General features: G+C 39.2%; 11 protein-coding genes. 7 read left to right on the forward strand and 4 right to left on the reverse strand.

The features are described 5' to 3' along the window. Nucleotides 1-12 precede the first annotated feature (12 nt). The 3 genes from CKW03_RS00595 to CKW03_RS00605 all read left to right on the forward strand — a co-directional run bounded on the left by CKW03_RS00595 (nt 13) and on the right by CKW03_RS00605 (nt 2,818). The gene (locus CKW03_RS00595) at nt 13-771 is read left to right on the forward strand and encodes an aspartate/glutamate racemase family protein (protein ID WP_093100150.1); all 759 of its coding nucleotides are present in this window, start codon (nt 13-15) and stop codon (nt 769-771) included. A gap of 37 nt (nt 772-808) precedes the next feature. Continuing rightward, a complete protein-coding gene (locus CKW03_RS00600; RefSeq protein ID WP_236736545.1) occupies nt 809-1,318 on the forward strand; it encodes an ecotin family protein in 510 nt (169 codons plus the stop codon). A gap of 90 nt (nt 1,319-1,408) precedes the next feature. After that, on the forward strand, nt 1,409-2,818 hold the full coding sequence (locus CKW03_RS00605) for an aldehyde dehydrogenase family protein (RefSeq protein ID WP_093100151.1): 1,410 nt from the start codon (nt 1,409-1,411) through the stop codon (nt 2,816-2,818). Here the strand turns inward: CKW03_RS00605 and CKW03_RS00610 are convergent. Beyond that, nucleotides 2,815-3,171: a Rieske (2Fe-2S) protein gene (locus tag CKW03_RS00610; protein WP_093100153.1), complete on the reverse strand. Its 357-nt coding sequence runs from the start codon at nt 3,169-3,171 to the stop codon at nt 2,815-2,817. The two genes, CKW03_RS00605 and CKW03_RS00610, sit on opposite strands and share 4 nt — an antisense overlap. 100 nt (nt 3,172-3,271) lie before the next feature. Continuing rightward, nucleotides 3,272-5,077: a translational GTPase TypA gene (gene typA / locus CKW03_RS00615; RefSeq protein WP_093100154.1), complete on the reverse strand. Its 1,806-nt coding sequence runs from the start codon at nt 5,075-5,077 to the stop codon at nt 3,272-3,274. A gap of 603 nt (nt 5,078-5,680) precedes the next feature. Between typA and CKW03_RS00620 the strand changes: the two genes are divergently transcribed. Next, entirely contained in the window at nt 5,681-6,424 is a 744-nt protein-coding gene (locus CKW03_RS00620; protein WP_139185514.1) for a DUF6562 domain-containing protein, read from the forward strand. Between the two features lie 804 nt (nt 6,425-7,228). On the opposite strand, the gene CKW03_RS00625 is transcribed toward CKW03_RS00620, so the two are convergent. Next, nucleotides 7,229-8,914: an ABC transporter ATP-binding protein gene (locus CKW03_RS00625; RefSeq protein ID WP_373865674.1), complete on the reverse strand. Its 1,686-nt coding sequence runs from the start codon at nt 8,912-8,914 to the stop codon at nt 7,229-7,231. 88 nt (nt 8,915-9,002) lie between these two features. Then, entirely contained in the window at nt 9,003-9,764 is a 762-nt protein-coding gene (gene truA, locus CKW03_RS00630; RefSeq protein WP_175486339.1) for a tRNA pseudouridine(38-40) synthase TruA, read from the reverse strand. Between the two features lie 196 nt (nt 9,765-9,960). Here truA and CKW03_RS00635 point away from each other — a divergent pair, with 196 nt between their 5' ends. The 3 genes from CKW03_RS00635 (at nt 9,961) to CKW03_RS00645 (ending at nt 13,069) form a co-directional block, all read left to right on the forward strand. After that, nucleotides 9,961-10,416: a hypothetical protein gene (locus tag CKW03_RS00635; RefSeq protein WP_093100158.1), complete on the forward strand. Its 456-nt coding sequence runs from the start codon at nt 9,961-9,963 to the stop codon at nt 10,414-10,416. 82 nt (nt 10,417-10,498) lie between these two features. Then, complete coding sequence (locus CKW03_RS00640) at nt 10,499-12,496, forward strand: ATP-binding protein (protein ID WP_093100160.1); 1,998 nt, start codon at nt 10,499-10,501, stop codon at nt 12,494-12,496. 99 nt (nt 12,497-12,595) lie between these two features. Next, entirely contained in the window at nt 12,596-13,069 is a 474-nt protein-coding gene (locus tag CKW03_RS00645) for a DUF4293 domain-containing protein (RefSeq protein ID WP_093100161.1), read from the forward strand. Nucleotides 13,070-13,077 lie beyond the last annotated feature (8 nt).

Here is a 13,077-nt window from a genome sequence, read left to right on the forward strand (position 1 = left end):
AAGGATAAAATTATGATTGGAATTGTTGGAGGTGTCGGTCCATTAGCTGGTGTCGACATCCTGAAGAAAATAATTGAAGAGACCAATGCTAGGAAGGATCAAGATCATTTACCGGTGTTATTATCTTCACAATCGCATAGAATACCTGATAGAACTGACTATCTTTTGGGTAAAGAGCCCATCAATCCAGGACTTGCGATTTCTGAAATAGCTTTAGAACTTGAAAAAGCAGGAGCTACTGTAATTGGGATTCCCTGCAATACTGCCCATTCCCCTCGGATCTTTGAAGTGGTCCAAGAAGAATTGGCCAGGAACAATTCAAAAATTCAACTATTGCACATGGTTGCTGAAACAGCCAAATTCATCCAGGAAAAATTCCCCGGATCAACCGTAGGTGTGCTTTCAACCATAGGTACCCGAAACACCGGCTTATACAAACAGGTGATCGAAGGCTATAACCTAAAATGTATTGAACCGAATGATGTGCTGCAAAACAAAGTGCATGCAGCCATTTATGATGAAGCTTATGGTATCAAAGCCTTTTCTTCACCGGTTACCAATCGGGCCCACGATCAGCTTGTGGCTGCTATTCATGAACTCAAAGCTCAGGGTGCCCAAGTGATTATCCTGGGCTGCACGGAATTGCCTCTTGCTTTACGAGAGAAATCCTATTATGGCCTGCCGGTCATCGACCCAAATCGCATCTTAGCCAGGGCTTTGATCCAAGCTATAAACCCTTCAAAATTAAACCCTGTAGCGGATTTAGGCTAGCTTACGTATTATGTAGACATAATAAAATTTGAAAAACATGAAACAAAGCAAAGTACCAGCTCTTTTAATTTTAATGCTAGGTTTATTTTTAATGCCAAATGCATCTAAAGCACAAGAAATGTTAATGAAAATCAATACGGAAATATTCCCTGCTCCTGAAAAAGGCTTTAAAAGAATGGTCATTGAAGTCCCTTATTCTGATGCTGATAACAATAAGAAAATCGAATTCAGCGTAGGTAAGATGATGGAAGTAGATGGTTGTAATCATTTTGGATTAAATGGAACCATCGAAACCAAAGACTTGGAAGGTTGGGGATATCAATATTATGTTTTTAAAACCAATGGAGATGTAATCTCTACGCAGATGGCTTGTCCTGGTGCGCCTGGAAGAAACTTATTCGTTTCTGCACAGCCTACCTTGGTACCATATAACGGCAAAATGCCAATCGTTGTCTATGTTCCTGAGGAATATGATGTACGATTCAAGATCTTTACCAGTACAGACGAGGTTTACCGTGCGCTAGAAGACAAACCGAGCAAAAAGTAATACCCCTTTCTATAAAAGACTTAAAAACCCAGACATGAATATGACCTGGGTTTTTGTTTTATTGCTTATTTTTATTCTTCAGGCAACAATATGGCATACACTACGCTTTCGGAAATAGACAACATTTACCAATCCCAACTCAAAAACAAATCGGCTATTAAACATAGTACCGCCTATATTAGGATAGGCTGGATTAAGAAACTGTTGGAAACCATTAACAGGGAAGAAAAAGCCATTGAACAAGCACTATATCAAGATTTCCATAAATCGGGAATTGAAACCGCCATTACTGAAATCTTGGTGGTCCAAATGGAATTGAAAAATATTGCCAAGAAACTGAGACGTTGGATGAAGGACAAGAAGGTTGGACGCTCATTGATGATGCCTAATGTCAGTGCCTATCTGCATTATGAGCCCAAAGGAAACGCTTTAATCATCACACCTTGGAATTACCCCTTTCAACTTCCTTTAATCCATCTGGCGGCTTGTATTGCAGCGGGTAATACTGCAATCTTAAAGCTGTCTGAGTTTTCTCCGAATAGTAACCAGGTTCTCAGGAAGATTATTGAAGAGGTATTCCCAAAAGATCATATCGCTGTAGTTGAAGGCGCCGTTGAAGAAACGACGCATCTACTGAACCTGAAGTTTGACCATATCCATTTTACAGGATCGTCTAAGGTAGGGAAGATCGTGATGGAAGCAGCCAGCAAGAACCTTTCGGATATTACTCTGGAACTGGGCGGGAAATCCCCAGCCGTAATCGATAAAAATGTCAATTTGAGGCAAGTAGTCAGAAACTTGATCTGGGCAAAGTTTATCAATGCAGGTCAGACCTGTATTGCACCAGATTATGTTCTTGCCCATAGACATCAAAAGCAACAGATTGAAGAAATGTTTAAATCCGAAATCGAAGAGGCTTTCGGCATGGACGCCCTGAATTCTCCGGATTATGCGCGAATTATTAATGGAAAGCAATTTGAAAGGTTAAATGATGCCTTAGTCTCTGCAAAACAGTTAGGAGCCAACGTCATTGCTGGGGGACAGACCGATGAACGGCTTAAGTATATTGCCCCAACAGTAGTCAGCAATGTGGCCACAAATAATCCGCTGATGACGGACGAAATTTTTGGTCCGATATTGCCAATAGTATATTATGCTCAAATCCAAGAAGCTGTCGATTTTATCAATTCAAAGGAAAAGCCACTGGCCTTATATGTGTTCAGTAAGGACTCCAATTTCAATAAACACATTATCCGACATACCAGCGCAGGATCTACCTGTATTAATGATGCTGTTATTCAGATTATGCAGCCCAACCTTCCTTTTGGAGGAATAAATAACTCAGGATTGGGGCAGTCCACAGGATGGTATGGGTTCAAGGCTTTCTCTCATGAGAGAGCAATCGCAGATGTTAAGATTATACCTGTATCGTCTATGTTCTGGTATCCATATACCGAAAAGACCCATAAAATGCTGCAATGGATTAGGCGATTATTTTAGCCAAATATTTTATTCCAAAGACTCTTTTTGATCCCTACATAAAAATCACCATCTTCTTTTTTCAAAGGATAGATTCGGATAAAATTATGTTGAGGTTCATCCCCTTTGCCACTTTCCAGATTGAATCGATGACGATGGAAAGGACAGACCAATTTCCCCTCTTCACACCAGCCCTTAGTCAAATCTGCTCCTGCATGGGGGCAACGGCTTGAGGTCACTGATAATACATCACCCTCCTTGATTAGGCAGAGCTTTTTGCCGGCAACATGTAATGCCTTGACGTAATTTCGGCTCTCATCTATTTTCACAGGCACCTTATGCCATTCCAGATCATCATCTTCAAAATTCTCCATCAGCTGCTAGGTTTAATATTTATAGCAAGTTAAGAAATGCCTTCAACAAAAAAGAGGCAACCTGTTGGATTGCCTCTTATATTTTCAGCTAAACTAAATTCTAAACGAATCTCTTAGCGTTTACTTTACGTTCGTTTTCAGTAAGGTAGATCTTACGCAAACGGATACTTTGAGGAGTAACCTCGATATATTCGTCAGCTTGGATATATTCCATACATTCTTCTAAAGAGAATTTAATAGCAGGAGCAATACGTGTGTTGTCATCAGAGCCTGATGCACGCATGTTTGTCAACTGTTTTCCTTTAGTTACGTTGATTGTTAAATCGTTGTCACGGATATGCTCACCCAATACCTGTCCTTCATAGATCTCAACTCCTGGATCAACGAAGAAACGACCGCGGTCTTGTAATTTATCGATTGAATAAGCTGTTGTAGAACCAGTATCCAAAGAGATCAATACACCAGCCATACGACCAGGGATTGTTCCTTTCCAAGGCTCGTATCCTTTCAGACGGTGCGCCATTACAGCTTCACCAGCAGTAGCTGTCAATACGTTGTTACGCAATCCGATGATACCACGAGAAGGGATAGAGAATTCAAGGTGTTGCATCTCGCCTTTAGTTTCCATAATCAACAACTCACCTTTACGTTGAGTTACCAATTCGATTACTTTACCAGAAACTTCAGCAGGTACATCAACTACCAATTCTTCGATTGGCTCATGTTTCTGACCATTGATTTCCTTAACGATTACTTGTGGTTGTCCTACTTGTAATTCATAACCTTCACGACGCATTGTTTCGATCAATACCGACAAGTGAAGAATACCACGACCATATACTAACCATGCATCTGGAGAATCCGTAGGAACAACGCGTAAAGCTAAGTTCTTTTCTAATTCTTTTTGAAGACGGTCATAAATGTGACGTGATGTAACGAATTTACCTTCTTTACCAAAGAATGGTGAGTTATTGATGGTGAACAACATGTTCATTGTTGGCTCATCAATGTGCATTACTTCTAATTGCTCTGGGTTTTCGAAGTCTGCAATGGTATCACCGATTTCAAAACCATCGATACCTACTACAGCTACGATATCACCTGCATGTACTTCTGAAACTTTAACACGGCCAAGTCCTTCAAACAATTGAAGTTCCTTTACGCGAGATTTTACAATCTTGCCATCACGTTTTACCAATGATACCGGTTGGTTCTCTTTGATTGTTCCTCTTACCACACGACCGATCGCGATACGACCCACGAATGTAGAGTAGTCCAATGAAGTTACTTGCATCTGCAAAGTACCTTCAGATATTTTTGGAGCAGGAATATGTGCAATGATTGCTTCTAGCAATTCTGTGAAGTCAGTCGTTGGTTTAGTCCAATCGGTTGACATCCAGCCTTGTTTTGAAGAACCGTATAATACAGGGAAATCTAATTGATCTTCAGTAGCACCTAAGCTAAAGAACAAATCAAATACATTTTCGTAAACCTCTTCTGGACGACAGTTCTCTTTGTCTACTTTGTTTACCACAACAATAGGTTTGATACCTAAAGCCAAAGCCTTACCTGTAACAAATCTTGTTTGAGGCATCGGACCTTCAAAAGCATCCACCAAAAGAACAACACCGTCAGCCATTTTCAATACACGCTCAACCTCACCACCGAAATCGGCGTGACCTGGAGTATCAATAATGTTGATCTTGGTGTCTTTGTATTTAACAGATACGTTTTTAGACACGATGGTAATACCACGCTCACGCTCCAAGTCGTTGTTATCCAGGATTAATTCCCCTGAAGTTTCATTGTCCCTGAATTGATTGGTGAAGTGTAAGATCTTGTCAACTAGGGTAGTTTTACCGTGGTCAACGTGCGCGATGATCGCTATGTTTCTGATATTCTGCATTGAGCAATAATGTGTTATTAAAAATAAGAGGTGCAAAGATATACATTTTGCACCTCATTTTTTACTAATTGCTATTAATATTTTATTAGCATGTCGTTTATTTATGATTAATTCTCAAACAGTTGGGTCAAAAGCAGAGATATTTTGGCTTTCCCGACCTGTCCTCCTGATTCCTTTTTTTCTGATTATTGCCAGAATAAATCAATCTAACTTTTAAGGCCAACAGTAATTGATCGGAAGTACCATATATGGCAATAATTCTTGCCAACAATTTCCCGTACATGGCTATTTAATAAAAAGCTAACCTTGAATATTATTGTTTCTCAATAAATATAAAATATATTTGAAAATATATTAACTCAAAGTATAATGAATTTATTAAAATTATCCCTCGCAAGTCTTTCCTTGCTAACCCTTTTCAGTTGTTCTAAAAATGAAACTACTCCCCAAACCAAACCCAATCCCATTAAAGAAACAGAACTCCACCAGGTAAAATTTACCGTCCAAGGCTTTTCCCAAACCTACAGACCATTCGAAACCAAAGCTTCCACAAAGACCCAGACCAACAAGTCAAATCCAATCGACAATATCTTTTATGTTTTATTGGATAACCAAAACTTACCCATAGATACTTTCTCAAGTAAGATAGTTGATTCAAAATCTAAGCTTGACCTAAACTTACAGAATGGAGAGTATACCCTTAGAGCTATAGGCTATAAGGATCAAGGTAATGTATCTAAAGGCTATATTAAATATAATGATGCAAACTTGGGATTTAGCTCAATTGCTTTTAACAATATTGAATCCACTGAAATTGGTGATACTTTTATTCTTGAAAAGAAATTCCAAGTTTCAAGAGATACTGCATTTGCTGGCCTAACTCTAAAAAGATTGAATGCAAAACTGGAAATTAATATTATGGATAAAATTCCAGCAAGTGCTAACCATATTGAAATTGCAACATATGGAGTATCCGCTGCTTATAGTTTTTATAACGACAATTCCCCCTCTCGTATCACATCCACAAATTCATCATTATTATCCACTGTATCTACAATCTATTCTCTTAGGGGGCAATCTAATCAAACCATATCCACAAATATCCTACCTCCTGATCAAGAATGGTTTAACTTTAAAGAGGTATTCACCCCTGTTAAAATCAATGTTTATGATTTTAATGGTAAAGTAATTTTAACTCGGGATATCCTTGATGTAAAAATTAAACCTAATACAATAACTAGGCTTTCTGGAAATCTTTTCGAGAATTTAACCAAAGATAAATCCAGCTCTTTTGCGATAACTGTCGATGGGAACTATGCAAAAAACATAATAACCCAAAAGTTCTAAATTGGGCTATTATAACTGAAGTCAAAGGGAAAGCTCAAGCTGAGCTTTCCCTTTTTATGTATTTAACATTAGAGTTTTTTCTATCTTATTTTTCAAATTATTGGTTTTAGGGAATTCTTTTGCGCAGTATATTCCTCCAGAAAAGAATCTGTACGGTTCTCCACTATACGATCTGTCATTCTGCACCGAAGGTGCAGGAACTGTACGCCAAAATAATCTAGGTTAATTTGTTTTTTTAGGTATGCAATATTCCGAGATGTTTCGTTCCTCAACATGACAGCATAAGGGATACATTTGGGCAATACAACCCCCAGTGGGGGTGGAATCTTTATAGAAAAAAGATGTGTTTTGGGGATAACCCCTAGCGGGGGTGAAATATTTTTCAACAAATCCACTTTACAGGGTCAAATCATTAAAAAATAGTTTGCTCATCTTACGATTTCGCATGACAGCAATACTTAAAAAAAAATAAAAAAATAGATTCTTCGTTGGCACTCTGAATCCCTCCTTAGGGCATTGCCAATTCTGAACGGTAAGTGAAGAATCTGTATGGCTCCCGTCCATACAATCGTGTCATCCTCAATCTACGATTGAGGAACCGTACTCCAATATAATCTACTATAATCTTCGTTGATTTATTTTTTAGGATTGCAATATTCCGAGATGTTTCGTTCCTCAACATGACAGGCCTATGGAATTAAAAGGCAAAAAATTTAGCGCCCTGAAAAATGTCTCATTTCTCATATCTCATATCTCACATCTCAAATCTCACATCTCAAATCTCACATCTCATATCTCCCTCACCTATATCCCAGCCGAATTAAACTGCAAGTCATATAATTTCCTATAATAACCTTCCATTTCCAATAGCTCATGGTGCGTGCCGATTTCCTTGATCTCACCCTTATCCAGAACAATAATCTTATCCGCTTTCTGGATGGTGGACAGCCTATGGGCAATTACGATAGAAGTACGGCCTTCCATCAGGTTTTCAATGGCATTTTGAATCAATTCCTCCGTTTCAGTATCGATGGAAGAAGTTGCTTCATCAAGGATCAAGATTTTAGGGTCATGAACCAGGGCACGGATAAAGGATATTAACTGTGCCTGACCAGCAGACAGCGTCGAACCCCGCTCTTGGACCTGGTAGTTGAAGTTACCTGGAAGACGCATGATAAAATCATAAGCTCCAACTTTTTTCGCGGCATCCTCGATAGATTCAAAGGATATTTTGGGGTTATTCAGATTGATATTGTTCAATACCGTGTCCGAGAACAAAAAGACATCTTGCAGCACGGTAGCAATGGTCTGACGCAGGAAGGTCAGATCATATTCCTTGATGTTTACACCGTCCAATAAGATCTCTCCTTTTTGGATTTCATAGAAGCGGCTCAGGATATTGATGATAGATGATTTTCCAGCACCAGTAGCACCTACCAATGCTAAGGTTTCACCCTGCTCGACATGGAAGCTTACATCTTTCAATACCCACTTCTCCTCGTTATAAGCAAACCATACATTTTTAAAGGTAATCTCACCCTTAACATGTTCTGGTTTATATTTTCCTTCATTTGGAGTGAATTCGTCGGTATCCAGCACATCAAAGATGCGTTCTGCGGAAACCATACCCATCTGAAGGGTATTGAACTTATCGATCAACTCGCGGATAGGTCTAAAGATCATGTTGATATACATGATAAAGGCGACTACCACCCCCGGAGAAATCACATCTGCCAAGATCTGCTTGGAACCATACCATACCAATAGACCCGTGGCGATGGCTACGATGATTTCCAAAACTGGAAAGAAGATCGAAAAATACCAGTTCGCGCGGATATGCGCATTCCTATGTTCCGCATTTATAGCTTTGAATTTGCGCATCTCTTGATCTTCACGAGCAAAATATTGGATGACGCTCATCCCCGAGATATGTTCCTGAAGGAAGGTGTTCAAATTAGAAACCCATAAACGGACACTTTGGAAAGCTGATTTCATGGCCTCCTTAAAGATATAGGTCGCTGCGATCATCAAAGGCATTGGGATCAATACCACCAAGGTCAATTTCCAATCGGTATAGAACATGACCCCTAGGATAACCACCAATTGCAATAGATCCCCAATAATCTGGATCAGACCTTCAGAGAAGATATTGGCTATGGTTTCCAAGTCGGAGATGGTCCTGGTGATCAATCTTCCGATAGGGGTATTATCAAAATATTTTAACCTGAGGTTGGTAATATGGTTGAATACTTGAATCCGGATATCGCGGATTACCGACTGCCCCAAGGTATTGGTCATCAAGGTATGGAAATAACGGATGATGGTTTGCGCAATTAACAGGGCAAACATCAGTAAGAGCATTGTGGTCAACCCTTCACTTTTTCCGGATAATATGTAGTGGTCCAAGGTATATTCCACCAATAACGGAAGGGCAGGAGCTACCGCTGCGAGTAAAATCGTGAGTATAACGGAAACCCAGAAAACAGGCATGTAGGGACGGATATATTTGGCTAACCTACCCAGCAGTTTACTGTCGTATGCATTTCCTGAAATCTTGTCTTTTTCCAAAATCTTAGTTTTAATCAATATATGGATAATTAACCTCTGTTAGGTAAAGCCCACAGGCAGGGACCGAAGTGCCAGCTTTGGAGCGATCCATACTTTGAATTACCTCTTTAATATGTTCTATAGGTTTCTTGCCTAGGCCAATTTCCATCAAGGTTCCAACGATTGCCCGAACCATGTTCCGCAGAAAACGATCTGCTGAGATATGGAATACCAATCTATCACCATCCCACAACCATTCCGCACGTTTAATATCGCAATAATTGGTGAATACTTGGGTGTTCGATTTGCTGAAACAAGAAAAATCTTGCCTACCTAACAAATCTAAAGCTGCAATGTTCATTTTTTCCACATCGGGTTTATCGCGCAACTGCCAAGAAAATTCATGCAAGAAAGGATCCTTCTGAAAATGTACATGATATTCATAGCTTCTTTGCGTTGCGTCGAATCGGGCATGGGCTTTCGCATCTACCTCAATTAGGCGCTTTGCCGATATATCAAATGGCATTAAAGCATTCAGGGAGTGAACAAATCGATCCTTGTTCTCCAAAACCTTAGCCTTACTGGAGAAATGAACAAATAACTGCTTTGCATGCACACCGCTGTCTGTACGACCCGCACCAATCGTTTCCACTTCCTCGCGAAGTAAAATGGAAAGGGCTTGGTTCAGTTTTTCCTGAACAGAGACAGCATTGTCCTGGATCTGCCAACCATGGTAAGCAGTTCCATTGTATGCTATTTCCAAAAAGTATTTAGGTATTTGTTCTTCCACCATGCAAATGTAATTAATATCAATTTAGCTCATACCTGCAATTATAAAGATCAGGTAAAAAATTAACAGACAACCTAGGTTGTACCTGTTCCAGATGAATGCCTTGTACTTGAATTCAAGTACAAAATTTACCACTTATCTGGGTATGTTTTAGAGCTGCAATTAGCTCTAACTTAGTCCTATATTAAAAACATAGCTCATGAAAAAGTTATTGATCATACTAACATTATTTTTTGGCTGTACCTATGCAGCCTCTGCTCAAGGATTTTTGGATAAAATCGACAGAGCATTGAACAAGGTTGAAAACACTTCCAATAAGGTAGACAATGCCTCGAATAAGGCTGGTCGCATTGGTGGGAAATTAGGCGGGCTTTTAGGGAAAAAAGGCGATAAGGATGCGGCAGGCGAACTGGTAGTCTTAATTGAAGGTGTAAATCTTGCTGAGTTAAAGACCATTTCTACAGGCTTGGAATCCAACAAGAAAGTTTCAGATGTAAAAATGAAATACAAAGCATCAGGTTCGACATTGAATGTACAGTTCAAGGGAGATGCTGAACAACTTTTCGAGGCACTTAAGAAAACTAGTCCTTTGATTACCGACGAAACGGTGCAAGCCATCGAAGAGGAGGGCATTGCCATAAAAATCGAAAAATAGTTTATCTTTATACATATCATGCATAGGCAGTGATTTTCACTGCCTATTTCTATTTAATAAAACCTTTAGTTAAACATCAAATATGCTAGCTAGGTGCAAAATATTGCCATTCCTTCTGCTTTGCTGCCTGCTTGTTTTCTCTGCAAAAGGAGAACAAGTCAAAAGGCCTTATCAAACAGAAATTGACAGCCTAGAAAAACTCATAAAAACCAATATTACGGTCGAAGATAAAGCCTTTAATATCTTTGAACTTTCCTTTTACTATTCCTTTTCAGATTCCGCTGCAGCCCATAATTATCTAAAACAAGGACTCCTATATAAAAATGAATTTCCTATCGCCCATGGTATGGGGAAAGTTTATGAGGGTTTGTTTTATATGGATTATGATCTTCCCAAAGCCATCAGCCTATTTGAAGAAGCAGATGCTGAGCTGGCCAAATTTGATGGCATTAAAGCCAAATGGTTAAGGGCTAAATTATTGAATAATCTGGCTTCGGCGTATCAGTGGCAGGACAAGCACATCAGAATGTTGGAAATCTTGGTCAATAAGGCGCTTCCAATGGCCAAAGAAGCCAAAGATGATGTGATTACGGGAAACATCCTCTATAAAATTGGACTTAATTTCTGGAATAACCTGCAATATGGAGAGGCCAATAAATACCTGATAGAATCTTTGGAATACCTGAATAAGGGAAAATACGACCCATTGACCATGAATGAGGTGTATAAGCTTTTGGTCGTTTCCCTAAATGCCATGGATGACGGTAAGAAGTCGGAAGAGGTCATGTCAGGGTATGAAAAATTTATCAAGAAACATAAAGGAGAATTGCCCTTAAGCGACTATCATTTTGTGTATGCGGTATATAACCGATTTAAACAGAACTATGATCTATCCCTGTCCCACATGGACAAAGCCATCGAAAATCTCAAGAAAGAAGGGGTAGACAATCCAAGGACTTTGACTAGTTTATATTACCAAAGGGCATTGATAAACCTTAATAAAGAGGATTTTCAAGCTGCATTCAGGGATTTGAATGTATATGTAGAAAGAAGGATGGATGTGGGCTATTCTTTCTTTCAGGACAGTTTGAATATTGCTATCGCTTATGTCAAGATCTATGAAGGGTTAAAGGATTACAAAAAGGCCATGGAGTGGGTAAAAAAGAAGGATATCCTTCAAGATACCATGTACAATAGGCGGATCCGGGAGTCAATCATGGATTATGAGGTTAAATATCAAACTCTCGAAAAGGAAAGTGAGATCCTTTCCCTGAAAACAGAAAGGGAGAAAACCGAAAGTGATATTAAAAATACCCGCATCATCATTGCCTTGGTGGCGATCATCCTTCTGTTGATTGGTTATTTTCTGTTCAAAAACCATCAGAAAAACAAAAGATTGCTTCAGCAGCAAGAAATCAACAATAACCAAAAGCTCTTAGAGGAAAAACAAAAGCAAAAGCTCATGTCGCTGGATGCCATGTTGCATGGAGAAGAAAAAGAAAGGAACAGGCTTTCCAGAGACCTGCACGATGGTCTGGGGAGTGTACTAGCTTCTATTAAATATAAGATCTTGGACAGCCAACTGTCCAATCCGAATGATAAGGTCGATTCCATTCTCGTTGATATGGACTATGCGATTTCCGAAATGCGTAGGATTTCCCATAACCTTATGCCCGAATCCCTGCGCCGTTTCGGTCTTGAGATTTCTTTAGGCGACTTATGTAAAAGTCTGCAAAACTCCCAGACTAAGATCGAATTGCAATTGTATGGCCAATTTAATATCCTGAGCCAAGAGCAACAAACCCATATTTACCGCATCATCCAAGAATTGATCTATAACTCCTTGAAACATTCCGAGGCCAAACACATCTTGGTCCAGTGCAGTGTCGAAGATAATGTGGTCTTTATTACTGTTGAAGATGATGGCAAGGGTTTCCGGGCTAATCAATTGAAGGATGATCCTAAAGATGGAGTTGGGTTGACCAATGTGAAGATCAGGGTAAATTACCTGCACGGTAAATTGGATATCCGCTCCGAAGTAGGAAAAGGAACGAGCATCGATATTGAAATTATGGTATAAATAAAACGGAAATCCCCTCCCTTGAACGATTTACAAAGCAGAAACCAAAACCTATTTAAGTTGTTTGTATTATATTTGCGATATAAATAATCTATAAATATGATACAGCGTATTCAAACCGTTTGGTTATTGCTTTCAAGCCTAGTTTTATTTGCTCTTTTCATGTTCCCTTTTGTTGGCTACATTGATTTGGTAGGACTTGGAAAAAACATCTATGTAACTGGCGTATATTCCTCAGCAAACAATGTGACAACTAAAGAAACTGGCTTTTTATTGATGACCATTGCCACCGTAGTCCTGGCTTTGATCCCCATCTTTATCATATTCCAATATAAAAACCGGAAACTTCAATTGAACCTGATCCTCGCTCAAGTAGTATTGATCTGTTTATTTGCCATTTGGATGTTTATTACAGCGAACAATATCCTGGATCTGATCAATCAGCATATTGGAGCGAACAATATCGGTATCGGATTCTTCCTTTTACCGGTTTCTATTCTATGTTTATCCTTTGCTATTCGTGGAATCAGAAACGACAATAAATTAATTAAATCAGCCGAGAGGCTTCGTTAATACGAACG

The sequence above is a fragment of the Sphingobacterium mizutaii genome (assembly GCF_900187125.1).
Classification (GTDB): domain Bacteria; phylum Bacteroidota; class Bacteroidia; order Sphingobacteriales; family Sphingobacteriaceae; genus Sphingobacterium; species Sphingobacterium mizutaii.